22 protein-coding genes and 3 pseudogenes are annotated in these 25,824 nt (G+C 70.6%); 17 read left to right on the forward strand and 8 right to left on the reverse strand.

The genetic code is table 11. The annotated features are described in order from the left end of the window. Window positions 1-2: 2 nt before the first annotated feature. From ACLGIH_RS34625 to ACLGIH_RS34675, 11 genes are all read left to right on the forward strand, one after another. On the forward strand, window positions 3-944 hold the full coding sequence (locus tag ACLGIH_RS34625; protein ID WP_416529189.1) for an ABC transporter permease: 942 nt from the start codon (window positions 3-5) through the stop codon (window positions 942-944). Continuing rightward, on the forward strand, window positions 941-2,905 hold the full coding sequence (locus tag ACLGIH_RS34630; protein WP_416529190.1) for a dipeptide/oligopeptide/nickel ABC transporter permease/ATP-binding protein: 1,965 nt from the start codon (window positions 941-943) through the stop codon (window positions 2,903-2,905). The genes ACLGIH_RS34625 and ACLGIH_RS34630 overlap by 4 nt, the downstream gene beginning before the upstream one ends. Continuing rightward, window positions 2,902-3,801, forward strand: a complete 900-nt coding sequence (locus tag ACLGIH_RS34635) for an ATP-binding cassette domain-containing protein (protein WP_416529191.1) — start codon at window positions 2,902-2,904, stop codon at window positions 3,799-3,801. Before ACLGIH_RS34630 ends, ACLGIH_RS34635 begins: the two co-directional genes overlap by 4 nt. A gap of 119 nt (window positions 3,802-3,920) precedes the next feature. After that, window positions 3,921-4,832 carry a LysR family transcriptional regulator gene (locus ACLGIH_RS34640; RefSeq protein WP_416529192.1) on the forward strand — a complete coding sequence of 304 codons (912 nt, stop codon included), beginning with the start codon at window positions 3,921-3,923 and terminating at the stop codon, window positions 4,830-4,832. Between the two features lie 172 nt (window positions 4,833-5,004). Beyond that, window positions 5,005-5,922: a VOC family protein gene (locus ACLGIH_RS34645; RefSeq protein ID WP_416529193.1), complete on the forward strand. Its 918-nt coding sequence runs from the start codon at window positions 5,005-5,007 to the stop codon at window positions 5,920-5,922. Between the two features lie 23 nt (window positions 5,923-5,945). Continuing rightward, window positions 5,946-7,394, forward strand: a complete 1,449-nt coding sequence (locus tag ACLGIH_RS34650) for an NAD-dependent succinate-semialdehyde dehydrogenase (RefSeq protein ID WP_416529194.1) — start codon at window positions 5,946-5,948, stop codon at window positions 7,392-7,394. Beyond that, window positions 7,391-8,173 (forward strand): fumarylacetoacetate hydrolase family protein, encoded by a 783-nt coding sequence (locus ACLGIH_RS34655; protein WP_416529195.1) that lies wholly within the window; start codon window positions 7,391-7,393, stop codon window positions 8,171-8,173. The genes ACLGIH_RS34650 and ACLGIH_RS34655 overlap by 4 nt, the downstream gene beginning before the upstream one ends. Beyond that, entirely contained in the window at window positions 8,170-8,541 is a 372-nt protein-coding gene (locus ACLGIH_RS34660) for a VOC family protein (protein ID WP_386316111.1), read from the forward strand. The genes ACLGIH_RS34655 and ACLGIH_RS34660 overlap by 4 nt, the downstream gene beginning before the upstream one ends. Before the next feature lie 25 nt (window positions 8,542-8,566). Beyond that, entirely contained in the window at window positions 8,567-9,352 is a 786-nt protein-coding gene (locus tag ACLGIH_RS34665; protein ID WP_416529196.1) for an alpha/beta fold hydrolase, read from the forward strand. Continuing rightward, window positions 9,349-9,831, forward strand: coding sequence for a GlcG/HbpS family heme-binding protein (locus tag ACLGIH_RS34670; RefSeq protein ID WP_416529197.1), 483 nt, complete (start codon window positions 9,349-9,351; stop codon window positions 9,829-9,831). Before ACLGIH_RS34665 ends, ACLGIH_RS34670 begins: the two co-directional genes overlap by 4 nt. Window positions 9,832-9,833: 2 nt before the next feature. After that, complete coding sequence (locus ACLGIH_RS34675) at window positions 9,834-10,838, forward strand: methionine synthase II (cobalamin-independent)-like protein (protein WP_416529198.1); 1,005 nt, start codon at window positions 9,834-9,836, stop codon at window positions 10,836-10,838. Window positions 10,839-11,310: 472 nt separating this feature from the next. Here the strand turns inward: ACLGIH_RS34675 and ACLGIH_RS34680 are convergent, their stop codons facing one another. Further along, window positions 11,311-11,598: a putative quinol monooxygenase gene (locus tag ACLGIH_RS34680; protein WP_416529199.1), complete on the reverse strand. Its 288-nt coding sequence runs from the start codon at window positions 11,596-11,598 to the stop codon at window positions 11,311-11,313. 223 nt (window positions 11,599-11,821) lie between these two features. Between ACLGIH_RS34680 and ACLGIH_RS34685 the strand changes: the two genes are divergently transcribed. Together ACLGIH_RS34685 and lhgO are read left to right on the forward strand one after the other, a co-directional pair. Then, window positions 11,822-13,270: an aldehyde dehydrogenase family protein gene (locus ACLGIH_RS34685; protein WP_416529200.1), complete on the forward strand. Its 1,449-nt coding sequence runs from the start codon at window positions 11,822-11,824 to the stop codon at window positions 13,268-13,270. Between the two features lie 35 nt (window positions 13,271-13,305). After that, window positions 13,306-14,505 (forward strand): L-2-hydroxyglutarate oxidase, encoded by a 1,200-nt coding sequence (lhgO, locus tag ACLGIH_RS34690; RefSeq protein ID WP_416529201.1) that lies wholly within the window; start codon window positions 13,306-13,308, stop codon window positions 14,503-14,505. A gap of 105 nt (window positions 14,506-14,610) precedes the next feature. Here the strand turns inward: lhgO and ACLGIH_RS34695 are convergent, their stop codons facing one another. Both ACLGIH_RS34695 and ACLGIH_RS34700 read right to left on the reverse strand, forming a co-directional pair. Then, complete coding sequence (locus ACLGIH_RS34695) at window positions 14,611-15,015, reverse strand: hypothetical protein (RefSeq protein WP_416523145.1); 405 nt, start codon at window positions 15,013-15,015, stop codon at window positions 14,611-14,613. Beyond that, window positions 15,012-15,860: an IS5 family transposase gene (locus ACLGIH_RS34700; protein WP_416523144.1), complete on the reverse strand. Its 849-nt coding sequence runs from the start codon at window positions 15,858-15,860 to the stop codon at window positions 15,012-15,014. Before ACLGIH_RS34700 ends, ACLGIH_RS34695 begins: the two co-directional genes overlap by 4 nt. A 237-nt stretch (window positions 15,861-16,097) precedes the next feature. On the opposite strand from ACLGIH_RS34700, the gene ACLGIH_RS34705 reads away from it, so the two are divergent. The 3 genes from ACLGIH_RS34705 to ACLGIH_RS34715 are packed head-to-tail and all read left to right on the forward strand — an operon-like array spanning window position 16,098 to window position 19,780. Further along, entirely contained in the window at window positions 16,098-16,958 is an 861-nt protein-coding gene (locus ACLGIH_RS34705) for an amidohydrolase family protein (protein WP_416529202.1), read from the forward strand. 13 nt (window positions 16,959-16,971) lie between these two features. Continuing rightward, on the forward strand, window positions 16,972-18,681 hold the full coding sequence (locus ACLGIH_RS34710) for a thiamine pyrophosphate-dependent enzyme (protein WP_416529203.1): 1,710 nt from the start codon (window positions 16,972-16,974) through the stop codon (window positions 18,679-18,681). 19 nt (window positions 18,682-18,700) lie between these two features. Further along, entirely contained in the window at window positions 18,701-19,780 is a 1,080-nt protein-coding gene (locus tag ACLGIH_RS34715; RefSeq protein ID WP_416529204.1) for an Ldh family oxidoreductase, read from the forward strand. A gap of 422 nt (window positions 19,781-20,202) precedes the next feature. On the opposite strand, the pseudogene ACLGIH_RS34720 reads toward ACLGIH_RS34715, so the two are convergent. From ACLGIH_RS34720 to ACLGIH_RS34730, 3 genes and pseudogenes are all read right to left on the reverse strand, one after another. Further along, window positions 20,203-21,304 (reverse strand): annotated as a pseudogene (locus ACLGIH_RS34720) (IS701 family transposase). Window positions 21,305-21,331: 27 nt separating this feature from the next. After that, entirely contained in the window at window positions 21,332-22,102 is a 771-nt protein-coding gene (locus ACLGIH_RS34725) for a transposase (RefSeq protein ID WP_416529205.1), read from the reverse strand. An 88-nt stretch (window positions 22,103-22,190) separates the two neighbouring features. Then, window positions 22,191-22,334: pseudogene (locus ACLGIH_RS34730) on the reverse strand (IS630 family transposase); the annotation flags it as partial. A 1,094-nt stretch (window positions 22,335-23,428) separates the two neighbouring features. On the opposite strand from ACLGIH_RS34730, the gene ACLGIH_RS34735 reads away from it, so the two are divergent. Further along, a complete protein-coding gene (locus ACLGIH_RS34735) occupies window positions 23,429-23,782 on the forward strand; it encodes a hypothetical protein (protein ID WP_416529206.1) in 354 nt (117 codons plus the stop codon). Between the two features lie 335 nt (window positions 23,783-24,117). Here ACLGIH_RS34735 and ACLGIH_RS34740 read toward each other — a convergent pair whose 3' ends face one another. Further along, window positions 24,118-25,401, reverse strand: a complete 1,284-nt coding sequence (locus ACLGIH_RS34740; protein ID WP_473246754.1) for an IS701 family transposase — start codon at window positions 25,399-25,401, stop codon at window positions 24,118-24,120. Between the two features lie 261 nt (window positions 25,402-25,662). Continuing rightward, window positions 25,663-25,797: pseudogene (locus tag ACLGIH_RS34745) on the reverse strand (transposase); the annotation flags it as partial. Window positions 25,798-25,824 lie beyond the last annotated feature (27 nt).

Raw genomic sequence — 25,824 nt, forward strand, 5'->3', positions numbered from 1 at the left:
CGATGAGCAAACTCATCGCCTACCGCCTGGCCCTGGCCCTGCCGCAACTGGCCACGGTCTCCCTGCTGGTGTTCCTGCTGACGTACCTGGTGCCGGGCAGCCCGGCCGCGGCCGTCCTCGGGGCCGGGGCCACACCGGAACGCCTGGCGGAGGTCGAGGCCGACCTCGGCCTGGACGCGTCCTTCCTCCAGCGCCTCGCCGACTGGTTCGCCGGCGCGCTCGGTGGTGACCTCGGCACGTCCTACACCAACAGCCTGCCCGTGACCGACCTCGTCGCCGAACGGCTGCCCGCCACGCTCTCCCTGGTCGGCGGTGGCTTCCTGTTCGCCGCCGTCTTCGGGCTCCTCCTCGGCGTGCTCGCCGCACTGCGGCCCGGCCCCGTCGACCGGCTCGTCAACGGCGTGACGTCACTCGGGCTCGCCATCCCGGAGTTCTGGTTCGGCCTCGTTCTCTCCCTGGTCTTCGCCGTGCAGCTCGGCTGGGTCCCGGTGGTGGCCTACACCCCGTTCGCCGAGGACCCCGCCGCCTGGTTCACCGGCATGATCCTTCCGTCCGTCGCGCTCGGCGCTCCGGCCGCGGCCATCGTCGCCCGCCAGACCCGCAGCGCCATGGCCAAGTGCCTGACCGCCCCCTACATCGACAGCCTCACCGCGGTCGGCGTGCCTCGCGGCCGCATCGTGCTGCGCTACGCCCTGAAGAACGCCATGATCCCCGTGCTCGCCTCCACCGGGCTCACCTTGCGCATCCTGATCGGCGCGAGCTTCGTCGTGGAGACGGTCTTCGCCATCCCCGGCATGGGACAGCTCCTGCTGCACAGCGTCATCGGCAAGGACTTCCCCGTCGTCCAGGGCGGCGTCCTCGTCGTCGCCGTCCTGGTCATCGGCGTCAATCTCGTTCTTGATGTGGGCTACGGCCTGCTCGACCCGAAGGTTCGCCCGCAATGACCGTGACCGAAGCAACGACACAGGGAGCCGGCCGGCCCGGCCCCGGCACACCGCGCAAGCAGGGCGGCCGTGACCTGCTGAGCCGCCTGCGGCGGCAGCCGGCGACCCTGGCCGGCGTCGGCGTCCTGATCCTGATCGTCCTCGTCGCCGCCGCCGCGCCCCTGCTCGCACCCCACGACCCCACGGCGCACAACTACGACGCCGTCCTCCAGGGGCCGGGCGCGGAACACTGGCTCGGCACCGACGACCTCGGCCGGGACACCCTCAGCCGCCTCCTGTACGGCGCCCGGATCGCCCTGCTGGTCTCGGTCGGCTCGGTCGGCGTGGCCCTGCTCATCGGGGTGCCCATCGGCCTGCTCCTCGGCTACCGGGGCGGCTGGACCGACCGGCTCGGCTCCCGGCTGCTCGACGTCTCGGACGCGCTGCCCGGCATCATGGTCGGGTTCACCGTCATCGCCGTCATGGGCCGCGGTCTGGTGCCGCTGATGCTGGCGGTCGGCCTGATCTTCTGCATGAGCTTCGCCCGGCTGACCCGCGCGGTGACCCTCGCCGAGCGGGAGCGCCAGTACGTGGAGTCCGCGCAGGTCGCCGGCCTGCGCACCTCGGAGATCCTCTTCCGGCAGGTGCTGCCCAACCTCACCGGCCCATTGGCCGTGCAGGCGGCCGGCTTTCTCGGGCACGCGGTGGTCATCGAGTCCGTCCTCAGCTTCCTCGGCCTCGGCCTCGAGTCCGACACCGCCTCGTGGGGAGCGATGCTCTCCCTGGCCGCGGAGCAGCAGGCCGAACAGCCCTTCCTGCCCTTCCCGCCCGGTGTCGCCCTCGTCGTGACCGTGCTCGCCTTCAACGTGATCAGCGACGGCATCAACGACGCGCTCATGGGAGGCGGCCGCGCGTCGGCGCGGCGCCGTTTCCGCGGAGGCGTCAAGCCCGTGCCCTCGCAGCCCCCGGCGTCCGGGAAGGGCGCGGCCGACACGGACGACGACGCCGTACTCGCCATCCGCGACGTCACGGTCACCCTCGACGGGCCGGACGGCCCCGTGCCCCTGGTCCAGGACGCGTCCCTCACGCTGCGCCGCCGCGAAGTCCTCGGGCTGCTCGGGGAGTCGGGATCGGGCAAGTCGATCCTCGCCCGCTCCGCGCTCGGCCTGCTGCCCCGCGGCGTCCACCTGACCGAGGGCTCCGTCCGCCTCGGCGGCGTGGAGATCGCCGGGCTCGGCGAGAAGGAGATGCGCGCCCACCGCGGCTCCGGGATCTCCGTCGTCCTCCAGGACCCCATGACCGCCCTGTCCCCGGTGCACACCGTGGGCCGACAGCTGTGCGAGCCGCTGCGCCTGCACTTCGGCATGACGAAGGCGAAGGCCCGCGAGCGCGCCGTCGAACTCCTCACCCGGGTCGGCGTACGGGACGCCGAACGGCGGCTCGACGACTACCCGCACCAGTTCTCCGGCGGCATGGCACAACGCGTCGCCATCGCCATGGCCCTCGCGGCCGGTCCCGACGTCCTCATCGCCGACGAGGCCACCAGCGCGCTCGACGTCACGACGCAGAGCCAGGTCCTCGACCTGCTCCTCGAACTGCGCGACGAGTTCGACATGTCCATCGTCCTGATCACCCACGACCTGGGGGTGGTCGCCGAGACCTGCGACCGGGCGGCCGTCATGTACGCCGGCCAGGTCGTGGAGGTCGGCGAGGTGTCCGACCTGCTGCACCGGCCCCGCCATCCGTACACCGCGGCGCTCTTGGCCTCCAGTCCTTCGGGCGAGGTCCCAGAGGGACGTCCGGGGCGCCTGCCCACCATCCCCGGTCACGTCCCGCCCGCCGGGTCCTGGCCCGCGGGCTGCCACTTCGCCGACCGCTGCTCCTACGCCGAGGACAGCTGCCGGCAGCGCCCCGTGTCCTTGGAGGAAGACGTGCGCTGTGCCCGTGCCGAGGACCTCGTCCTGGAGGTGTCCAAGCCGTGACCACCGCGTCCCCCGCCCCGTCCGCCACCCCGGTGGCGGACCGCGGCCCCCTGCTGGAAGTCCGCGACCTCTGTGTCGGTTACCGCACGGGCCGCGCCGCATCCTGGCGGAAGACGGCCACCAACGTGGTCGACCACGTCAGCTTCGACATCCGGCCCGGCGAGACCCTCGGTCTCGTCGGCGAGTCCGGTTCCGGCAAGTCGACCATCGGCCGCGCCCTCCTGCGCCTCGTCGATCCCGCCGCCGGCACCATCACGTTCGACGGCCGCGAGGTCACCGCCTTCGGCCGGTCCACCCCCCTGTCGTACCGGCGCGACGTGCAGGCCGTCTTCCAGGACCCCGCGTCCTCGCTCAACCCCCGCCACACGGCGGGCGAGGCCGTCACCGGCCCGCTGCGCCGCCACGGCAGGGGCGTCCGCGGCGAACGCGAGGACGCCGCCGCCGAGGCGTTCCGCATGGTCGGCCTCGACCCGGCCCTGCGCGCCCGCTATCCCATGGAACTCTCCGGCGGCCAGCGCCAGCGCGTGGCCATCGCCCGCGCGATCGCCCTCAGGCCGCGCCTGGTGGTGTGCGACGAGGCGGTCAGCGCGCTGGACGTCTCCACCCAGAGCCAGATCGTCAACCTCCTGGCCGACCTCCAGGAGGCCACCGGGATCAGTTTCCTGTTCATCACCCACGACCTGCGACTGGTGCGCCACATCGCACAGCGCGTCGCCGTCCTCCAGTCCGGCCGGCTCGTCGAGTTCGAAGAGACGGAGCAGCTCTTCCGCTCCACGCGCCAGCCCTACACCCGCAGGCTGCTCGCGGCGATCCCCGCCACCGACCCGGAGGGCAGGGAACACCGTCGAGCCCGCCGCGCTGCCCACCGGAGTGCCCCGCCCCCGAGGAAACTGTGAGGTCAGAACCCTTTACACAGTTGAACGATCACTTAACCTGAAGCCCCCGCCAAGAGGCCGTCCCGTTTCGGGTCCTGTCCTGGCCCGGAGCGGGACGCCGTCACGGCCCGGGAGGAACCTTGGACCGCCTTCTCCTCATGCACAGCTTCGTCACCGTCGCCCAGGTGGGCAGTTTCAGCGGCGCGGCCAAGAAACTGGGCTCGTCGGGCTCTCTGGTGTCCCGGCACGTGGCCGAACTGGAACGGCAGATCGGCGTACGCCTCGTCAACCGCACGGCCCGCTCGGTGAGCCTGACCGAGCCGGGCCAGCGTTACGCGGAGTTCGCCGCCCGCATCCTGGACGAGATCGAGGCCGAGGACGCCGGCATCGCCCAGCGCCACGACCGCGCCGAAGGCACCCTCAGCGTCATCTGCCCGAAATGGATCGGCAGCCTCGACCTCGGCGACGCGATCGCCGCGTTCTCCGCCGCCCATCCCAAAATCCACATCCGCTTCGAGCTGGGCGGCATGTCGGACCGGACCTACGACTTCCTGGACAGCGGGTTCGACGTCGCTTTCCACACCCGGGACCTGCGGGACTCGAGCGTCCGTCTGAAGAAGATCTCCTCGCTGCCCTTCGTGCTGTGCGCCTCCGGGGAGTACATCGAGCGGCACGGGGCCCTGTCCCACCCCAACGACCTCGCCCACCACGACTGCCTCGTGCACGTCAACGACCCGGTCTGGCGGCTCGGCCACGGACACGCCAGCACCCTGCACAAGATCCGCAACATCGCGTTCTCGTCGAACTCCTACATCGCCCTCCAGAAGGCCGCCGTGCACGGCCGGGGCATCGCCCTGCTGCCCCAGCGCCCGGTCCACGACGACATCGCCGCCGGCGCCCTGAAGGTGCTGCTGCCGGAACTGGCGGTGCCCGACCGCCCGCTCTACGCGATCTACGGCCCCGGCCAGGACACCCCGCGCAAGGTGAGCGTCTTCCTGGACTTCCTCGCCGAGTGGTTCTCCCAGAACCCGATCCCCGCCATCCGGCCCTGAGCCTCGCCCTACGGGCCCGGAGCTCGGAGCCCCGCCCTCCGGCCCTGAGCCCGTCCTCCGGCTCCCTGGTCCCGCGGCGCAAGAAAGGGTTGCGCACCCGGCGCCCCTCGGGCCATTGAGGCCCCGCGCCCGCAAACCTACGCTCACCAGGCGAGACGGAAACGAGGAATCCATGGGAATCCAGAGAATCGAGTCGGTCACCTACAGCATCGACGACCTCGGCGAATGCGTCCGGTTCTTCGAGGACTTCGGGCTCTTCCTGGTGGAGCGCACCGACGAGCACGCGGTGTTCGAGACGCTCACCGGACAGACCCTCCACCTGGACACCGACCCGAGCCCCCTGCTGCCGCCGGCGGTGGAGGACGGCCCCACCCTGCGCGAGGTCGTGTGGGGCGTCGACACCCAGGAGGAACTGGACCGGCTGGTGGCCACCGTCGCCCGCGACCACACGGTCCGCGCGAGCGCCGACGGCGTCCACCACACCGTCGACCGCAGCGGCTTCGGCGTGGGCCTCACCCTGGCCCGGCCCAGGGAGGTGACCGTCGGCCCGCGCCGCGCCAACACCCTCGGCAGCGTCAACCGCTGGAACGAGGCACTGGAGCCGCTGACCCGCGCCTTCCCGCTGCGCATGTGCCACGTCGCCCTCAACATCGCCAAGGAGGGCAAGGACGAGGCCGTCGCCTTCTACACCGGCCTCCTCGGCTTCCGCCCCACCGACGTCGTCGAGCCCATGGGCGTCTTCATGCAGGCCCCTGGCGACGACGACCAGCACACGATGCTGCTCTGCCACCGCCCCGACCGCGTCTCCATGAACCACATCGCCTACGAGGTCCCCGGCTTCGACGACGTCATCGAGGGCGGCAACCACATGATCGAACGGGGTTGGCGCGAGGCCCGCAAGCTGGGCCGGCACACCGTCGGCTCCAACGTCTTCCGCTTCCTGCACGCCCCCTGCGGCGGACGCGTGGAATACGCCGCGGACATGGACCGGGTCGACGACAGCTACGAGACCCGCGTGCACCGGGAGACCCCGCCGCACCACATCTGGGCCCTGCGCACCAACCGCGACAAGGACGCCCCCGCCTCCTGAATCCCTTGAGAGGGCACCCACCCATGACCACCGACCACGGCTACCCCGCCGTCCGCATGTACATCGCGGGCCAGTGGTGCGAGGGCGAGACCGGACGTACCGCACCGATCGTCAACCCCGCCACCGAGGAGGTGATCGGGGAAGTCCCCCTGGCCACCACGGCCGACCTGGACCGCGCGCTCGACGCCGCGGCCCAGGGTTTCCAGGTGTGGCGCGCGACCCCCGTCACCGAGCGCACCCGCATCCTGCACGCCGCCGCCGACCTGATCGGCGAGCGGGCCGCGGAGATGGGGCGCACCTCCACCCGGGAGCAGGGCAAGCCCCTGAGGGAGTCCACCGGCGAGGCCCGCCGCACCGCCGGCACCCTGCGCTGGCACGCCGACGACGCCCGCCGCGCCTACGGCCGCATCATCCCCACCGACCCCGGCACCGTTCTGACCGTGCGCCGCGAGCCCCTCGGTCCCGTCGCCGCCTTCGTCCCGTGGAACTTCCCGGTCGGCGGCCCCAACCGCAAGATCTCCTCCGCGCTCGCCGCCGGCTGCTCCCTCGTCATCAAGGCGTCCGAGGAGACACCGGCCACCGCGATGGAACTGGTCCGCTGCTACGCCGACGCGGGCCTGCCGCCCGGCGTCCTCAACCTCGTCTTCGGCGAGCCCGCCGAGGTCTCCGAGCACCTGATCGCCTCGCCGGTGACCCGCCTGGTCGCCTTCACCGGCTCCGTCCCGGTCGGCAAGCTCCTCGCCGCCAGGGCCGGCCAGGTCATGAAGCCCTCCCTGATGGAGCTGGGCGGCCACGCCCCGGTCATCGTCTGCGCCGACGCCGACCCGGTGAAGGCCGCCCGCAAGGCCGCCCAGGCCAAGTGGGCCAATGCCGGACAGGTCTGCACCTCGCCCAGCCGCTTCCTGGTCCACGAGTCGCTCGTGGAGGAGTTCACCGCCGAGTTCGTCAAGACCGCCGAGGCGGTCACCCTCGGTGACGGCCTGGACGAGTCCACCGGCATGGGCCCGCTCGCCAACGAGCGCCGCCTGAAGGCCATGGAGCGCATCACCGCCGACGCCGTCGCCCGCGGCGCCAGGATCCTCACCGGTGGCGAGCGCCCGGACCGACCCGGCTACTTCTTCGCACCGACCGTCCTCACCGACGTACCCGAGGACGCGGAACTGCTGAGCGAGGAGCCGTTCGGCCCGCTCGCGCCGATCATCGCCTTCAGTGACCTCGACGAGGCGCTCGCGCTCGCGAACAGCCTGCCGTACGGACTGGCCGCCTACGGCTTCACCGACTCCGCCGCCACCGCCGAGAGACTGTCGGCGGAGCTGGAGGCCGGCATCCTGTCGATCAACCACTGCGGCGGATCCGTCCACGAGGCCCCCTCCGGCGGTGTCAAGGACAGCGGCTACGGTCGCGAGGGCGGCCCCGAGGCGCTGGACGCCTACCTGGTCACCAAGCGCGTGTCCCACCTGCTGGCGCCATGAGGTACGCGCGCATCTCGATCGGCGGGCGGGCGGTCTGGGGCCGCGTGGGGGAGCGGGACATCGAGCTGCTGGCCGACTCCCCGCTCCAGGAGGCGGACCCCGACGTACTGGGCGCCGTGCCGCGCGAGGGCGCGCACTGGCTGCCACCCGTCGTCCCGTCCGTCTTCTACGCCGTCGGCATGAACTACCCCCGGCACATCGCCCACGCCGGCGCCGCCACCCCCGAGCGCCCCGAGGTCGGCTACCGCGCCAACAACGCGCTGACCGGCCACCGCACGCCGATCGTCAAACCGGCCGAGGTGACCGGACGCTTCGAGGCCGAGCCCGAACTCGTCGCCGTCATCGGCCGCACCCTCAGGCGCGCCACCCACGAGGAGGCCCGCGCGTCGATATTCGGCTGGACCATCGGCAACGACATCAGCGCCCGCACCTGGCAGCACCAGGACCGCTCCTTCTGGCGCAGCAAGAACAGCGACACCTTCAAGCCCATGGGGCCCTGGATCGAGACCGATGTCGACGCCCTCGCGCAGACCACCACCCTCCGTGTCAACGGCGGGACTCGCGCCGAGTTCGCCACCGGCGACATGGTGTTCGACCCCTTCGACCACATCGTCGAGCTCACCAAGCACGTCACCATGCACCCCGGTGACGTGCTGTGGATGGGCGCCGAGTCGACCTGCCAGCTCGAACCCGGCGACACCGTCGAGGTCGAGATAGGCGGCATCGGCGTGCTGTCCAACCCCGTACAACTGGAAGAGGAACGAGGAAACCAGCCATGAGCGCAGCACCCCGCTACATCCACCACGTCAACTTCCCCACCACCGATCCCGACCGCACCGCCGAGTGGTACACCAAGGTCTTCGGCATGAAGCGGATCATGCCCAAGTCCAACACCCGCGTGGTGCTGATGACCCGCGGCAACTTCGACCTGCACTTCACCCCGGTCGAGGAGATGGAGCGCATGGCGCCCTACCACTTCGCCGTCGAGGTGGACGACTGGGACGACTTCCTGGCCCACCTGGGGGAGCTGGGTATCCGGCACACCCGGCCCATCGAGCGCCCCGAGAACCAGTCCAAGTTCTGCTACATCCACGACCCCGACCACACCATGATCGAGCTGGTCTGGCACGGCAAGCGCCCCAACTGATCAGCGCCGCTGAGGAGTTCCTTCCATGCCTTACGCCGATTCCGACGGCACCTCCCTCTACTACGAGCGCCACGGCAGCGGCCCGGCGATCCTGTTCGTGCACGGCAGCGGCGGCCACCACGCCGCCTGGTGGCAGCAGGTCGCGGCCCTGCGCGACGAGTTCACCGTCGTCACCGTCGACCTGCGCGGCTTCGGCAAGTCCGACAGCTCCATGCCCCAGTTCGACGGCCAGGACTTCCCCGGCGACGTCGTCGCGGTCCTGGAGGCCGAGGACCTCACCGACGTCATGCTGGTCGGCCAGTCCATCGGCTCCGTCGCCGCGCTGCGCGCCGGCCTGCTGCGTCCCGACCGGGTCTCCTCCGTCGTCCTCGGCCACTCCCTCGGCGGCATCAGCCACCCCGAGCTGAGGGAACTGTCCGCCGCCGACCGCGCCGAGGCCGTCAAGCTGCCGGTCATCGACCGCCTGCTGACCAAGCCGTTCCAGCGCGAGCGCGCCGACCTCACCTTCCTGTTCCAGCAGATGGGCACCTTCAACGTGGCCAGGATGCAGGACCTGCGCAACCTCGACACCAACGGCCCCTCGCTGGAGGAGATCCAAAACTCCGGCGTCAAGGTCGCCTTCCTGGCCGGCGAGAAGGACGCGGTGCTCGGCGTCAAGACCGTCACCCGCGCCCACGAACTGCTGCCCGGCTCGCACCTGGAGATCGTCCCGGGCGCCCCGCACTCCATGTACTGGGAGACGCCCGAGCCGTACAACGCCGCCATAGCCAGGCTGCGCCGCACCCTCACCGCCCCGAAGGAAGCCGCATGAGCAACATCAGCCTCGACGCCGCCGAGGAGATCATCGAGGCCGCGCAGAAGCGCGCCCAGGCCATCGGCAAGGCGGTGAGCGTCGCCGTCGTCGACGCCGGCGGCTTCGTCGTCGCCGTCCGCCGCCCCGACGGCGCCCGCCCGCTCACCCCCGACATCGCCCGCGCCAAGGCGTACACCGCCGCCGTGATGCAGCGCCCCGGCAGGATGCTGAAGAAGTGGCAGGAGAGCCAGCCGGTCTTCTTCTCCCAGCTCTCCCAGCTGCCCGGCGCCGCCATGCCCATCATGGCCGCCGACGGCAGCGTCACCATCAAAAGGGACGGCGAGATCATCGGCGGCCTCGGCATCGCCGGTGGCACCGCCGACGAGGACCAGGCCATAGCCGACGAAGTCCTCGAATCCCTGGGCTACGAACTGGAGTTCGCCGCCTGGGGCGTCGCGGGCAAGCCCGCCGGCCCCGACTCCCCGAAGGAGAACTGACCATGGCGGACACGTTCAACTACCGCATCGACCACCACGGCAGCCTGGTCCGCCCGGCCGGCCTCGTGCCCGGCGACCCGGAGTCCGTGGCGGCCGCGGTCCGCGAGGCCGTCGTCTACCAGCGGAAGCTGCGCTCCACCGTGGTCACCGACGGCGACTTCCCCCGCGAGGACTTCCGCGGCGCCGTCCTCGACACCGTCACCGGCTTCCGCCGTACCGACGAGACGGGACCCGACGGCCTGGTCCGCTGGGTCGCCGAGTCGCTGCCGAAGGCCGACGGCCCGCTGCTCGCCGACTGGGCCGGACGGCTCGCCGAGCAGACGGTGATCGCCCCGAAGGCCTCCCTGCCCTCGCCCGCGTACCTCGCGGCCACCACGTACCAGCCGGGCCTCGGCGTCTCCTCCGCCCGCGAACTGGGCGAGGCCCTCGCCGAGATCATCCAGGCGGAGATCGCCCTGCTGGTCGCCAGGGGCGTCCGCCTGATCCAGCTCAACAACCCGCTCCTGCTCGGCCAGACCGGCACCGAACCGGCTCCCGGCGGCGCCCTCGTCTTCGAGGACGCCCTCGCCGTCGACGCGGCGGCGGTGCGCCTGGACGAGCGCCCCGAGGGCGTACGTGTCGGGGTGGCGCCCGGCTGGGCGGCCCCGGACGCGGTGGACCGGGCCCGCGCCGAGCGGATGTACGCCGCGATCCCGGCCGACCGCTGGGTGCTGCCGTTCGACCAGGGCACCGTCGCCGAGACCGACCTCGTGCGGGCGCTGCCCGAGGGACGGGACTTCTGCCTGGGCGTGGTCGACGCGACCCGGCCGGAGCTGGAGGACATCGGCACGGTGATGTCCCGCATCGACCCGCTGGAGGCGTTCGTCGACCTGGAGGACGCGGCCGTCGCCCCCTCCCGGGGCTTCGCGGACGTCGCGGCCCGGCCGCTGCTCGACGCGGAGGACCAGCGCCGCAAGATGGTGCTGGTCGAGACGATCGCCCGGTACTGCTGGGGGAACGAGTTCTGACCGGAGGCGGCGGGGGCCGGTCCGGGCCCCGGTTCCCGGGCACTCCGGCCCCTCGCCGCCCTCCGCCACCGGCGGGACGATCGCACGGCCGCGTGCATGCGGGGTACGCACAGCCACGCGCGCACGAGGTGCCGTCGCTGGCCGGGCGGGCCCGGACGCCCGCCTTCGGCACCCCGCACGTGCCGTGCGGCCGGTGCCGAGCCTCCTCGGCGTTCGGCGGCGCCGGCCCCCTCGCTCCGCCCGGGCGCACGGGTCCCGCCATCGGGCCCCGGCACCGGTGACGGCGGCCGGCGCCAAGTCGTACGGCAGCACCGGCCGAACCGGCCGGTGGCGCCGCCCCTCGGGGCCGAGCACCACCGGGCGGCGCACCCGCGCGTCCAGTGCGTCGACCGGCCGGACCCTGGCGGCTGGCCGGCCGGCGAAGCGGCCGACCGGTCCGGCGGGTGCCGGTACCTGCCCGGGGCCCGCGCCGTCAGAGCACCTCGGCGAAGGTGACCGACCGGTCCGTCAGCAGCGGCCACACGGTCTCGACGATCTGCTCCTTGAAGTGCGGGGCCGCCTTGTGCGCCTCGAACCCGGCAGCGTCCTCGTAGCGCTCGTACAGCAGGAAGCCGCCGGGCTCGTCCGCCACCGCGTGCACGTCGTAGGCGAGGTTCGCCGGTTCGGCACGGGTCGCCTCCCGCGCCGTCAGCAGGGCGGCTCGCACCGCGTCCGCGTCGGCGGGCGCGCAGCGGTAGTGGGCGACGACTGCGTAGGCCATGATGTGTCTCTCCTCGGCTGCTCACGACTGACGGGCGTACCGTCCGGCCAGCAGATTCCAGCACGGATCAACTCCCGGTCCACCTGCGCGCGGTGCAAGCAATGCCTGCCGCCGCCGGGCTGGTGGGCCGGCCCCGCATGGTGTGTTGTCGCTTCCGGCCCTGCACGGCCGACCCGTTGGGACCGTGGTCACCGATACCGCGGTCGACGAAGGAAGTGATCTGATGCGCAACCTGGAAACGCTCCTGGGCGGAGAGTGGGTGACGACCGGCGAGTGGATCGACGTCCACGACCCGGCCGACGTCCGCGCTCCCGTGGCCCGCATTCCGGCCCTGTCCGCGAAGGACGTCACCCGGGCCTACGACCACGCCGAGCAGGGTTTCACCGTCTGGAAGCGCACCAGTCCCTTCGAGCGTGCCCGCGTCTTCACCGAGGCCGCCCGGCTGCTCCGCGAGCGGCTCGACGAGATCGCCGCCGACGTCACCGCCGAGAACGGCAAGACCGTCGCGGAGGCCCGCGGCGAAGCCGGCAAGGCCGCCGACTTCCTGGACTACTACGCCGGCCTCGCCCGTCAGGGTTACGGCACCCTCCTGCACGACGCCCGTGCGAACACCCGCACGCACACCCAGCGCGAACCCATCGGTGTGATCCTGGTGATCAGCCCCTGGAACGACCCGCTGATCACCCCGGCCCGCAAGCTCGCGCCGCTGCTCGCCACCGGCAACGCGGCCGTCTTCAAGCCCGCCACCGACACCCCGATGTCGGGGCTGCACTTCGCGCGCGCCCTGCACGACGCGGGGCTGCCGGCCGGTGTGCTGAACGTCGTCACCGGACGCACCCGCGAGATCGAGGACGCCCTCCTCGACGACCCGCGGATCGCGGCCGTCACCTTCACCGGCTCCAACGAGGTCGGCAACTCCATCCGCCGCCGCCTCGGTTACCGCAACGTCCGTTTCCAGGGCGAGCTGGGCGGCAAGAACGCCTCCGTCGTCCTCAAGGACGCCGACCTCGCCGCCGCGGCGAGGACCGTCGTCGCCGGCTCCTTCGGCCAGGCCGGACAGCGCTGCACCGCCACCAGCCGGGTCGTCGTCGAACGGCCGGTGTACGAGGAGTTCACGCGCCTGCTGGTAGCGGAGGTGGAGAAGCTCACCGTCGGACCCGGCAGCGACCCGGCGACCACCCTGTGCCCCCTGGCCGGCCCCAAGCAGCGCGACAGCGTCCTCGCCGACCTGGCCAGGGCGGTCGAGGAGGGGGCCCGGGTCCTCACCGGGGGCGGTGCCGACACCGAGGGCGACCGCGCGCACGGCTGCTATGTCCGACCGACCGTGCTCGGCGATGTCACCCCCGAGATGGCCGTCTGGCGGGACGAGGTCTTCGGCCCGGTCCTGGCCGTCCGTGCCGTCGACGGCTTCGCGCAGGCGGTGGAGGCGGTCAACGACTCCGTGTACGGACTGGCCGCGGCCGTCTTCACCCGCGACATCGGCGCCGCCTACCGCTTCGTCGACGAGGCCGAGTGCGGCCAGATCGCGGTCAATCACCCCACTCCGGGCTGGGACGTGCACCTGCCCTTCGGCGGCTTCCACGACTCGGGCACGGGCTACAAGGAGCAGGGCGACGAGGTCCTGCGCTTCTCCACCCGCGTCAAGACGGTCGCCGTCCACTTCGGTGCCTGAGCACGTCGTGCACGTCATGAGAGAGGAGGATGCCGATGGCTGACGAGACGATCGGCGTCGTCGGCGCCGGCATCGTGGGTCTGGCCCTGGGCCGCGAGATCACGCTGCGGCGCCCCGGCACCCGGGTCGTGGTGTTCGAGAAGGAGCGGGAGGTCTCGCTCCACCAGACCGGTCACAACTCGGGCGTCGTGCACGCCGGCATCTACTACACGCCCGGCAGCCTGAAGGCGGACCTGACCGTCCGTGGCGTGGCGCTGCTGCGCGAGTACTGCCAGGAACGCGGGCTGCCCTACCGGGAGATCGGCAAGCTGGTCATGGCGGTCCGCCGGGACGAGCTGGGCCGCATGGAGAGCCTCTACCAGCGGGCGAGGAACAACCACGTGCCCGACCTGCGCAAGGTCTCCCAGGAAGAGATCAGGGAGCTGGAGCCCCACGCCGGCGGCATCGCCGCCCTGCACTCGCCGCGCACCGCGATCACCGACTACCCGGCGGTCGCCCGGGAGTTCGCCAAGGACATCACCGGCTCCGGCGGCGAGGTGAAGCTCGGCTTCCCCGTCACCGGCATCACCAGCGTCCCCGGCGGCATCGAGGTCGCCTCCGGACAGCAGCGCGTCATGGCCGACCGGTTGATCCTGTGCGCCGGTCTCCAGTCCGACTCGGTGGCCAGGCTCGCCCAGGACAAGCACGAACCGAAGATCATCCCGTTCCGCGGTGAGTACATGCTGCTCAAACCCGACCGCGCCCACCTGGTGCGCGGCCTGATCTACCCGGTGCCCGACCCGCGCTACCCCTTCCTCGGCGTGCACTTCACCCCGCGGGTCGACGGCACCGTCGAGGTCGGCCCCAACGCCGTGCTGGCCCTGGCCAGGGAGGGTTACACACTCGCCAGGATCTCCCCGAAGGACCTGCTCGGCCTGGCGGCCTACCCTGGTACCTGGAGGATGGCGGCCCAGCACTGGCGTACCGGCGTCAAGGAGTACCGCGGGTCGCTGTCCACCACGGCCTTCATGCGCGACGCGGGGCGCTACGTCCCCGGTGTCGGCGCGAAGGACGTGGTACGCGGCGGAGCGGGCGTCCGCGCCCAGGCGCTGGACCGGGACGGCACCCTCGTGGACGACTTCCGCATCCACCAGGTCGGCCGGATCACCGCCGTGCGCAACGCCCCCTCGCCGGCCGCCACCGCCTCCATGGCGATCGCCGAGCACATCGCCGGCGCCGTCTTCGGCGACGCGTGACAGCGTGCCGCACGACCTGCCGCGCAATCTGAGAGGGCGGTTCGTGAGTTGATGTCCGTTCCGAGGTGAGGTTGGGGCAGGGCTGCTGGTCGCGGACCTTGTCGGTTACTGCTTCCTGGCGAAGCTGCCGGTGTCGATCTCGGTGAGTATGCCGAGCTTGACCAGGCGTTTCAGCTTGGCGCGGGTGCCTTCGATGTTCTTCGGCAGCAGTACGTGGTCGAGGGCTTCGCAGACATCACGGGCCCGCATCGGGCCACTGTCGTCGTTGAACACGGCGAGGATGCGGGGGTAGTCCGGGTGGTCGGGCAGTTCGGGTGAGGCGGCCTGGGTGGGGAGCCGGTCGGCGAGGACGGTGACGGTCTTCCGGGTGATCGCCAGGTGCTCGAGGTGAGTCTCGGCCTCGCGCAGTCGCCCCTGCAGTTGCGTGATCTGGGTGCGGAGATCGTCGGCCAGGGACCGGGCGGCCTCCTCCTGGAGGCCGAGTGCGTCGAGTAGGGGCTCGATGTTCACGCTGCCACCGCCTGCGCATCGCGCCAGGTGGGAGTGTTCGCGCCGGTGAGGCGTCGGGCCATGACATGGGTCATCGCCCAGTAGACGCGGGAGGCGGAGGAGGACGGGCGGTGCTCGTAGTCGCGGACCAGACGCCGGTGCAGTATCAAGATCCCGTAGGTCTGCTCGACCCTCCACCGCTTCGGCTGCGGAACGAACCCCGCCTGATGCGGGTTGCGTTCGACGGTCTCGACGTCGATGCCCAGGCCGGCGCCGTGTGCGACGACCTGGTTCTTGAAGCCCTGGTCGACCAGGGCTTTGCGGACGGTGCCGCCGGCGTGCTCGACGACCTGGTCCAGCAGGGCGATGCCCGCGGCGTTGTCGTGGCTGTTCGCGGCCAGCACGATGACGGCGATGACCAGCCCGAGCACGTCCACGGCCAGTCCCCGTTTGCGGCCCGGCACCCGCTTCGCCGGATCCCGGCCGGTCGTGGAGGCGGGGACCCCGGCGGCCGCGTGGACACTCTGGGTGTCCAGCACCATCAGGGTCGGGTCCTCTAATCGCCGGGCCTTCTCACGGACCTGGCAGCGCAGGAGTTCGTGGATGACCTGGTCTGTTCCGTCGTCCCGCCAAGCAGCGAAGTAGTAGTACGTCGCGCTCTTCGGCGGTAGATCGTGAGGCAGGTAGGCCCACTGGCAGCCGGTCCGGCCCTGGTAGAGGATCGCGTTGACGATCTCCCGCATCTCGTAGACGCCCTGGTGGCCGCTGACCGAGCGGTGCCGGTCCTTCCACGCGGTGATCACCGGCTCGATCAGAGCCCATTGCTCGTCCGATAAGTCGCTCGGGTACGGCTTGCGTTCACTCACCCCGCCACACCAGCAGACCACCGGCTGCGGACCGGCAGATTCCGCCCGTGCCCACACCATCAGGCGACGACAGAGCCACTCAAAAACTCACGAACCGCCCTCTGAGAACCCCCTGCGTGCGGCGTACTTTCGCGCAACAACAGCTTGCATCCCGGGCTCTCTGCAAGGCCCCGGTACCCGCCTAGCGTTCCTTCCGCGACACCGCACCACCCCCCTACGAGAAAGAGAGCCCACGACATGTTCGTCGTCGACACCCAGATCCACATCTGGAAGGAAGAGACCCCGGACCGCCCCTGGGTCCCGGGCGCCCGCGAGCGCATCCGCCTCAACGGCCACCGTGAGGACCCCTTCTCGTACGAGGAGGCCCTGGAGCTGATGGACGAGGCCGGCGTCAACCGCGCGCTGATTCTCCCGCCGTCCTGGGAGGGCAACCGCATCGACTACGCCCTGGAGGCGTGCGAGGCCCACCCGGACCGCTTCGGCATCATGGCCCGCGTCCCGCAGGACAACGAGGCCGAGGGCACCGCGATGCTCAAGGACTTCGCCCAGAACCCGCACATCAAGGGCACCCGCCTCACCTTCCACCGCCCGCAGGACCGCAACTGGATGATCGACGGCACCAACGACTGGTACTGGCCGATCGCGGCGGAACTGCGCATCCCCACGATGGTCCACGCGCCCATCTGGAAGCGGGAGCTGGGCGAGATCGCCGCCAAGCACCCCGAGCTGAAGATCATCATCGATCACATGGGCATCATGGCCCGCTGCGTCGACGACGCCATCGGTTACTGGGTCCAGGAGACCGCCGACCTCGCCCCGCACCCGAACATCTACGTGAAGGTCTCGGCGCTGCCGGGCTACTCCACGCAGCCGTTTCCCAACATGAACATCCAGAAGTACGTGCGCGAGATGGTCGACAAGATGGGCCCGCAGCGCTGCTTCTACGGCACCGACATGACCCGCCTGCTGGGTCACGGCATCACCTACACCGACACGATCGAGCAGTTCACCAAGCACTGGGACTTCACGCCCGAGGAGCTTGAATGGATGATGGGCCGCGGTATCTCCGAGGTCCTGAACTGGCCGTACGAGGGCTGAGGGACCACACGAGATGACGGAGAGCAAGAACAGGCCGGGCGCCGACGGCGGTGACGCCGTCGTCTCCGCCTTCAACGCCGTCGGCGCCGACTACATCTTCTGCTCATCGGGGTCCGAGTGGGCCCCGGTGTGGGAGTCGCTGGCCCGTCGGCACCGCGACGGCGAACCGGCGCCGACGTACCTGGACCTGACCCACGAGACGGTGGCGGTCGGCATGGCCACCGGGTACGGGCTGGTCGAGCGCCGCCCCCAGGGCGTGCTGCTGCATGCCGCCCCCGGCCTGCTCCACGGCTCCATGGCCGTGCACGGGGCGCTGCTGGCAGGCGTCCCCATGGTGGTCACCTCCTCGGAGTCGACCACGTACGGCGACGGCCCCGGCCAGGACCCGGGCGGCCAGTGGTACCGCAACCTGTCCATCGTGGGCGGCCCGCACCACGTGGCCCAGCCGTTCACCAAGTGGGCCAACGAGGCCGCGCACATCAGCACCCTGCCCACGATGATCACCCGGGCGGCGGAGCTGGCCTGGCGGGCCCCGGCGGGCCCCGCCTACCTCAACATCCCGTTGGAGATCTTGCTGGAGGACTGGAACGGCCGTGAGGCCAAGCCCGTTGTCAAGCCGGGCTCCATGCACTCCTCGCCCGAGGAGGTCGAGCCGGTCGCGCAGATGATCCGCGAGGCGAAGAACCCGGTAGTCGTCACCGAGACGGCGGGCCGCGAAGCGGGCGGCTTCGAGTCCCTGGTCGCCTTCGCCGAGGCGTGGAACATCCCCGTCGTCGAGCCGGACTCGGCGGTGTGTGCGAATTTTCCCCGCACCCACCCCCTTCACGCCGGCAGCGACATCGGGCCCTGGATGGACGAGGCGGACCTGATCCTCCTGGTCAACTGCCGGGCCCCGTTCTACCCGCCGAGCCGCAAGCCATCCAAGGCGAAGATCGTCGTCATCGACCAGGTGCCGCAACGTCCGCACATCGTCTACCAGGTGCTCTTCGCGGACGTCTACCTGGAGGGCAACGTCGCCAACACCCTGCGCCAGCTCGCCAAGCGGGCGAGGGATCTGGACGAGGCCGCGGTCACCGCGCGCCGCGCCGCCCAGGAGGAACGCCACACCGCCGAACGCGCGGCCGTCACCGCAGCCGAGGCGAAGGCCGAGCAGTCGGAAGGGGTGGACCCGGTGCTGGTCGCCGCCACCCTCCGCAAGCTGCTGGCCGGCCGGGACGGCATCGTCGTCGACGAGACCATCACCCACAGCAAGGCCGTGAAGCGGCACCTGCAGACCGACGCCCCGGACTCGTACTTCTACGTTCAGGGCGGCCTCGGCCAGGGCATCGCGGTCGCGCTCGGCGTCAAACTGGCGGCCGGGGAACGCCCGGTGGTCCTCACCATCGGCGACGGTGCGTTCACCTACAACCCGGTGATCCAGTCGTACGACGCGGCCAACACCTACGACCTGCCCGTGCTGATCGTGGTCTTCAACAACCGTGTCTACAAGTCGATGAACCTCAACCACCGGCGCTTCTACCCCGACGGCGCGGCAGCCGAGACCGGCGAGTGGCTCGGCACCGACCTGCACCGCCTGCCCCGCCTCGCGGCCTTCGCCGAACCCTTCGGCATGCACACCGAGACCGTCGACACCACCGACGCCCTCGCGCCCGCCCTGGAGCGCGCGCTGAAGGCCGTGGCGGAGGGCACCACCGCCGTCGTCGACGTCCTCGTCACCCGCTGACCCAGGAGACCTACGCACCATGACCGACACTCCGACCCCGGCCCCGAAGCCGGGCAAGGTCCGCGTCCCCGCCGACGAACTGCGCACCTTCGCTGCCGCCCTCCTGGAGAAAGGAGGCATGAGCCCCGAGCACGCCCGCACCACCGCCGACGTGTTCGTCTGGGCGGCGCAGCGCGGCGTCGAGTCGCACGGCGTGGCCCGCGTGCCCGCCTACCTCGACCTGCTCGCCAAGGGCGTGGCCAACGCGAAGCCCGAACTCAGGGTCGAGTCGACCACCCCGGCCGCCGCCGTCATCGACGCCGACCGCGCCCCCGGCCCCGTCGCGCTGAGCGCCGCCGCCGACGAAGCGGTCGAGCGGGCCCGCACCTACGGCATCGCCTCCGTCGGCGTACGCCGCACCGTGCACACCGGCGCCATCGGCTACTACGTCTCCAGGATCGCCGAACAGGGCCTGGTCGGCCTCGGCTTCGTGGCCGGCATGCCCAACATGGGCTACACGGGCGTCAAGGGCGCGGCGGTCGCCACCAGCCCCCTCGCGATCGCTGTCCCGGCCGCCGACCACGCTCCGCTCCTCCTCGACATGGCGACGGCAACCATCGCTCTCGGCAAGATCCGCCAGGCCAAGGCGAACGGCACCCCGCTGCCCGAGAACGCCGCCGCCACCGAGGACGGCACCCCCACCACCGACCCCGCGCTCGCGACCATGCCGCTGCCCCTGGGCGGCGCCAAGGGCTCGGGCATGTCCCTCGCCTTCGAGCTCCTCACCAGCGTCCTGGTAGGTGCGCCGATCTTCTCCGCCTTCCACTCGGACGACCCGGCCGGCCGAAAGCACCGCCAGAACGCCCTGCTGATCGCCGTCGACCCAGCGGCCTTCGGCGGCAGCGCCGAGGACTTCACGGGCGCCGTCGACACCACACTGGACACGCTGAAGGGCCTGCCGGTGGCGGAGGGCGCGTCCGGCGTGTACTACCCCGGCGAGCGCAGCGCTGCCGTCGCGGCGGAACGCGGCGCGAACGGCGTGCCGGTGGCACCCAAGGTTTGGCGCGACCTCTCGCAGGCTGCCGAGCAGTTCGGCGTCAGGCGGCCCGACGCCACCTGACACGGGGCCGCACGTCGCCGGCCAAACTAAAGGAGGGACGGCCGGCGACTTCCTCCACCTCGCGCCCGCGGTGGACTTGAGCTGCAAGTTCACCGGGACGTAGCGCTGTGTGGCGTCGCGCAGGACAGCGGTTGAGATGCGCTCGCTGCGCGGGCCGGTAAACAGGTGGCGTGGGGATTGGGCCAACGGACAGGATGTGCAGCTCAGTAGCCAGCGAGGTGTCGGCGGGCAGGTTGGACAGCCAGAACTGCACGGGTTAGTACTGCAACGGTGCTTGTTCTGGGTGCTGGGCAGTTTTCAGGGGCTGTGTCCACGTCGTTTGTAGTGACTGAGTCGAGCTTGATATTGCCGTCTGCGGCGCCATGTCGACCAGTGCAGGATGTGGTCGGCCGGGGTGGGGCGGCGGTCGGTGAGTCGGGTGATCAGGCGTCTGATCTTGGCGAGGCTGAGGTGGATGAGCTGGGAGGATCCGTTTCTGCTTTGTCCGCGTCCAGCTGTCGGGCTCGCAGGACGGTCAGGCAGGCGTGGGCGGCCATGGCCAGGGTCATGTGGCGGTGCCAGCCGGGATAGCGGCGGACCTGGTAGTCGTCCAGGCCGCACTCCTGCTTGGCGGTCTGGAAGCATTCCTCCACCGCCCAGCGGCTGCCCGCGATGCGGATCAGCTCGTCCAGCGTGGTGCCGGCCGGGCAGTAGGCGATGTAGTAGGAGATCTGGCTCGGGTCTGCTGACGCTGCGGCGGGCGAGAACCCAGTGCCGGCGGTCCTCGCGGTGCCAGGGCCGGACCTCGACGCGGGCCCAGTCGTAGATCCGCCTGCCGTGGGCTCCGTCGCCGCAGGAACGGCGTTTCCACTTCTGCCGCGGCAGGCCGGGGAACAGGTCGTGGACGGGATGGTCGAGGGACCAGCGGGTGACGACGGTGTCGTGGCGGGTGGTGGCCATGACGTGGAAGACGTCAGCCTGCTCCAGTTCGGACCGCCAGCCCTTGCTGAAGCCATAGGCGGCGTCCGCCGTCACCCAGCCGAACGGAATCTTGTCGGCGATGGCCCGGCGGACCATCGTCTTGGCCGTGGCCACCTTCGTCTCGAAGGCGACGCTGTCGTCGATGCCGGCCCGGCGGCAGCGTTCCCGGTCGTCCGTCCAGGACGTGGGCAGATACAGTCGCCGGTCGATCAGGGTGCGTCCGCGGCTCGTGGCGTAGGCGAGGAAGACGCCGATCTGGCAGTTCTCGGTGCGTCCCGCGGTACCGGAGTACTGCCTTTGCACGCCGGCCGAGCGGATGCCCTTCTTCAGGAACCCGGTGTCGTCGACGATCAGGACGGCCTCCTGGTCTGCGAGGTGTTCGACGACGTAGTCGCGTACGTCGTCCAGGACCTCGTCGGCGTCCCACTCGATGCGGTTCAGCAGCCGGTGGATGCGATCGGGGCCCGCGTGCCCGGCCTCCTCCGCCAGCGTCCAGCCGTTCTTCCGCTCCAGCGGAGCTACCAGCCCCCGCATATAAGGGTTGTCCCGTAAATGATCTTTGATGTGCCTGGTGACCTGGTGGTTTCTGGGTCATCCGGCCAGCGTGAGGTTGTGCAGGCGGGCGATGCCGAGCATGGCGTGGTGGACGCCGTCGCCTTTGAGGCGGCAGTCGCGGAGGATCTTCCAGGTCTTCATCCGGGCGAAGGCGTGCTCGACGCGGGCGCGGACCTTGCGGTGTGAGCGGTTGTGCTCTTCCTTCCAGTCCGGGAGTTCACTCTGGCCGGGGTCACGGCGGTGCGGGATGACCAGGCCGGTGCCCCGGTAACCGCCGTCCGCGATCACTGTGGTGTGGCCGACGGCCTCCTTGGCTCCGGACAGCTCCCATGCCTTGCAGTCGTTGCGGTTGCCGGTGACCGGCCGGCCGACCGCGACGACGAGGCGGGTGTCGGCGTCGATGACGACCTGGTGGTTGGTGGAGTACCGGTAGTTCTTGGACTGCTCGGCGATGGTGTGGTCGCGGGTGGGGACCAGGGTGCCGTCCACGATCAGCACGGTGTCCTTGCGGAACCGCTTGCGCTGCTGGAGCGCGAGTGTGGGCCCGAGGTGGCCGATGATGCGGTCGGCCGCCGACTTGGACACCCCGAACAATGGTGCCAGTTGGCGCAAGGTGAGGTTCGTGCGCCAGTGCGCGGCGACCAGGAGCACGCGGTCCTCCAGTGGCAGGCTCCAGGGCCGGCCCTTGCGCACCGGGTCCGCACCCTCACGCCGGAGCGCGGTGATCAGCTTGCCGAACTGACGCGGGCTCAGCCCGGTGAACGGGGCTATCCAGGAAGGCTCCGACGCCGTGATCACACCAGACACAGCAAGATCATCTCACCTGTGACCAGCCGTTACGGGACAGCCCTTAGGTCGCCGGCAGCCGGTCGGGGCGGCCTTGCCGGGCCCATCAGGTCCCGCCGGTGGGGCGGACGCCCAGGGGGCCGAACTCGTCGAAGGCGAACGTGCGGTCGGGCCAGTTCTCCAGGACGTGCTCGATGCGGTCGAGCTTGGCGTCGTGCTCGGGGTCGGTCGACTCCTTCCACGTCTGCTTCCTCCACCTACTTCAGTCGCGCGACGCTTGCTGGCGGACCGAGGCCGCAGCCGCAACGACGAGACAGTTGACGTTGGACGGTGAGGAGCAGGGGGTCCTCGGGGTTGCGCAGTCGTTCGAGATCAGTGAGCAGGCGCTGAAAGGTCACGGTGGCCCCGGCCGCGTCACCCGCCAACCCTTTGTTTATCGCTAGGTATTGACGGGTGGTGAGGTGTGGGGGTGGTCCGGTCCGAGGGCTTGTCCCATTCTCTCCGCCACCTGCTCCAGCATGACAGTGGCCTCCGCCGCTTCCCCCCGCTCTCCCTGCCACCGGGCGAGGGTGCCGCGGGGGCGGCGAGCCGGTAGGCGACAGCGCGGCGGGCCTCCTGCTCGGCCTCGCTCACGCCGCCGGGTGTGAGCGGGAAAACCGCGGCCTCGTAGACGGAAATACCCGCAACGACTGCGTCAGCCAGCCCCTCTTCCTCTCCGCGGGACCCGGCGGCCGGCAGGGAAGCCACCACACGCCGAAAGTAGAAGAACATCACGCCGACCGCGTACACACTGGTCAGGCTCGGCCCCGTCACGGCTCCCCACCAACCCCACAGCGAATGACCGAGGCAGGCGGCATGATCACGAATGCCTATGCGCGCCACGCAACAGCACGATCGCGTTCGACCTCATACTCTGGCATGTGCCAGTAGAGCGGCAGGGTGGTCATCCGAGCAGCTAGCCGGTCCGTCACCGGCAGTGCGGAGACGCTTCGGAGCGGTACGCGGTTTGCCGGTGCAGCGGCGGGTAGAAGTAGAAGCGCTGCCGATACTTTCGGCGGACAGCAGGCGGAAGGGGCGGTGTCCTTTCCCCGGTCGAGTCCGTACGATCCTGTCATGTTTCCACGACTGGGAGCGGCCCGGACTCGCCCGCTGCTGCTGGCTGTAGCTGCTGGAGCACTGCTCACCGCCTGCAGCGATGATCCCCCTGCTACTGCTCCCTCGGCATCTCCATCGGTGTCGACATCGCAAACACCGGCGCCAGCTTCCACCTCGGCTGCCCCGGCCTCCTCTGCACCGACGACAACATCGCCTCTGACGCAGGACAGCCGGGCTGCCTTCCAGGCCGCCATGAAAGCACATCCGGGCGCGGACCTGGACAAGTGCACGAAGAGCACTGCACTGGACGACACGGACTGCGGGGCAGCGATCACCGCGGCCGAGCAGGTCGCCGCCGACACAGAACGACGACTGCGGCAGAAGGATCCAGAAAACGCCGAGCTGCTCTACGGCCCGGCACTCCTCACCGCCGGCGCCGTTCAGGACGGCGTCGACCGGCTGCGCCACCCGATCCCTTGCTACGGGCTCAGTGACGAACCACAGCCTCCGCCTCCACTTCGCGCAGAGGCCGAGAGCATCTGCGCCGAGGGCGCCGACATCCTGAAAGGCGAGTGGCGGATCTTCCTTACCACTGTCACTCCCTGACCTTGGAACGTCATGCTTGTCCGAGCATCCGCGCCCCCGACGTCCACGACGAGCAATCCCGGTCCCGCCGTGCGCCCTTCTGTGGTCGGCTCCACGTACGCCGGACGATGTGCCGCCGCCAAAGACACGGTCCGTGACTGCGACGGTGGGTCGTCTGCAGGGCGGTTGGGTGTCACAGCCGTTCGCCTACCAAGGCCACGTCCCGGCATGCGTTCGTTTGTGCGACTTGGTGTTGTGCGTTATGCGTTGGGGTCGGCACCGCTGATGTCGCCCAGGGGGAGTCGGGGTCGCATTCCACGGCCAGGTCTCCTAGTACTCCAGTGCGGTTTCGTGATCTATCCAGTCGGTTCGTCGCCGGAGCGTCGTCGGTAGTGGCTGCGGCGGGCTGTCGCCTGGTGTTGTCGCCGCCAGTCGGACCAGTGCAGCAGCTTGGCCGCTGACACGGTTGGTGGGGTGAAGACGGCGGCAAGTAGGTGGCGGATCTCCGGGACGGTCAGCCTGATCGGCGGGTGGCCGCGGGTGGGACGGGTTGACTGGGCGGGGCGCTGGGGCGCCGAGCTTGCGGCGACGGCGGTCAGGAAGGCCAGGGCGAGCATGGCGAGGGTGATGTGCCGGTGCCACGAGGTCCAGTTACGGACCTGGTAGTGGTCGAGTCCGACCTGGCCCTTGGCGGCCTGGAAGCACTCCTCGACGCTCCAGCGGACACCGGCGACACGGACCAGTTCCGCGAGGGTGACCGTGGCGGGTGACCAGCACAGATAGAAGGCGAGTTCGCCGGTGGTGCGGTTGCGGCGGATCAACAGGTGGCGGTGGCTGCTGGTGCCGATGTGGACCCAGGCCCAGTCGTAGTATCGAGGGCCTTTCGCACCGGCTCCGGCGCTGTGCCGCTGCCAGGCGGTGGCGGGCAGGCGGCCGGCGACGGTGTCCGCGCGGACGGTGGTGCGGCCGTGGTTGATCCGTACTCGTGTCGAGCAGGCGACGGCCATAACGTAGCCGGTGCCGCGGGCTTCCAGGGCGGCGCGAAGCTGTGGGTCCTGCCCGTAGGCTTCGTCGCCGGTCACCCACCGTGCCTTCACCCCGGCCTTCAGAGCGGCGGCGATCATCTCCCAGGCCAGGCGGGGTTTGGTCTGGAACTGCACTTCGTCGGGTATCCCGGCGGCGTGGCGGCGCTCGACGTCAGCGCACCAGGAGTGTTCGGGCAGGTAGAGCCTGCGGTCGATCAGCGTCCGCCCCCGGTTGGTGGCGTAGGCGAGGAAGACCCCGACCTGGGAGTTCTCGATGCGTCCCGCGGTGCCGGTGTACTGGCGTTGCACTCCCGCCGAGGCATGGCCCTTCTTCACGAAACCGGTCTCGTCCACGATGAGGACACCACCGTCGGTGCCGAGGTGTTCGACGGCGTAGGCGCGGATGTCGTCGCGGACGGCATCGACGTCCCAGCGGGCGTAGCGCAGCAGCCGCTGCATCGGCCCCGGCCGCGCGTGACCAGCCTGTTCGGCCAGCCGCCAGCAGTTCTTCCGCTCGACGCAAGACAGTAGTCCGAGCAGATAGGAGCGGGCGCTCGCCCTCGGCTCAACTCGGCCGAACCGGCCCGCGATCCGGGCCATGGCCTGGTCGAACATTGCCCGCCAGCGGGCGGGGTCTACGCTATGGCCAGCGGCCACCGCACGATCTTCGTTTGTCCACACACCAACCGATGATCACGCGGTGGCCGTACCCGTTCCCCGCCGGGTACGGCCACAAGATCGCAAAGTCAGACTGGAGTACTAGCGCGACGATGCCGACCAGCTGGCCGTTGTCGACGACCGGTAGCCGGCACAGCGCCTTGGATCGCGTCAGCTGCGGTCGTGGACCTGATCGAGATGGGCCGGTGGCACGTCGGCGACCGCGACACGGAGCACGAACAGGATCCCGCACAACGCCTGCCGGTCCGGCACCCGCGGACGGCCTGCCACCAGCTTCGGCCCTGGCTCGGGCAGTAACGGCTCGATGAGCGACCACAGTTCGTCCGACACGATCCACGGCCGCGACTGACGCTTCCCCAC

This window comes from Streptomyces hamibioticus (genome assembly GCF_047946815.1).
Lineage (GTDB): Bacteria > Actinomycetota > Actinomycetes > Streptomycetales > Streptomycetaceae > Streptomyces.

Excerpts from the sequence above, each read along its gene's own strand:
- ACLGIH_RS34625 (WP_416529189.1), top strand. The coding sequence starts at position 3 with ATGAGCAAACTCATCGCCTACCGCCTGGCCCTGGCCCTGCCGCAACTG.
- ACLGIH_RS34630 (WP_416529190.1), top strand. The coding sequence starts at position 941 with ATGACCGTGACCGAAGCAACGACACAGGGAGCCGGCCGGCCCGGCCCC.
- ACLGIH_RS34645 (WP_416529193.1), top strand. The coding sequence starts at position 5,005 with ATGGGAATCCAGAGAATCGAGTCGGTCACCTACAGCATCGACGACCTC.
- ACLGIH_RS34650 (WP_416529194.1), top strand. The coding sequence starts at position 5,946 with ATGACCACCGACCACGGCTACCCCGCCGTCCGCATGTACATCGCGGGC.
- ACLGIH_RS34655 (WP_416529195.1), top strand. The coding sequence starts at position 7,391 with ATGAGGTACGCGCGCATCTCGATCGGCGGGCGGGCGGTCTGGGGCCGC.
- ACLGIH_RS34660 (WP_386316111.1), top strand. The coding sequence starts at position 8,170 with ATGAGCGCAGCACCCCGCTACATCCACCACGTCAACTTCCCCACCACC.
- ACLGIH_RS34665 (WP_416529196.1), top strand. The coding sequence starts at position 8,567 with ATGCCTTACGCCGATTCCGACGGCACCTCCCTCTACTACGAGCGCCAC.
- ACLGIH_RS34670 (WP_416529197.1), top strand. The coding sequence starts at position 9,349 with ATGAGCAACATCAGCCTCGACGCCGCCGAGGAGATCATCGAGGCCGCG.
- ACLGIH_RS34675 (WP_416529198.1), top strand. The coding sequence starts at position 9,834 with ATGGCGGACACGTTCAACTACCGCATCGACCACCACGGCAGCCTGGTC.
- ACLGIH_RS34680 (WP_416529199.1), bottom strand. The coding sequence starts at position 11,598 with ATGGCCTACGCAGTCGTCGCCCACTACCGCTGCGCGCCCGCCGACGCG.
- ACLGIH_RS34685 (WP_416529200.1), top strand. The coding sequence starts at position 11,822 with ATGCGCAACCTGGAAACGCTCCTGGGCGGAGAGTGGGTGACGACCGGC.
- lhgO (WP_416529201.1), top strand. The coding sequence starts at position 13,306 with ATGGCTGACGAGACGATCGGCGTCGTCGGCGCCGGCATCGTGGGTCTG.
- ACLGIH_RS34705 (WP_416529202.1), top strand. The coding sequence starts at position 16,098 with ATGTTCGTCGTCGACACCCAGATCCACATCTGGAAGGAAGAGACCCCG.
- ACLGIH_RS34710 (WP_416529203.1), top strand. The coding sequence starts at position 16,972 with ATGACGGAGAGCAAGAACAGGCCGGGCGCCGACGGCGGTGACGCCGTC.
- ACLGIH_RS34715 (WP_416529204.1), top strand. The coding sequence starts at position 18,701 with ATGACCGACACTCCGACCCCGGCCCCGAAGCCGGGCAAGGTCCGCGTC.
- ACLGIH_RS34735 (WP_416529206.1), top strand. The coding sequence starts at position 23,429 with ATGAAAGCACATCCGGGCGCGGACCTGGACAAGTGCACGAAGAGCACT.
- ACLGIH_RS34740 (WP_473246754.1), bottom strand. The coding sequence starts at position 25,401 with ATGTTCGACCAGGCCATGGCCCGGATCGCGGGCCGGTTCGGCCGAGTT.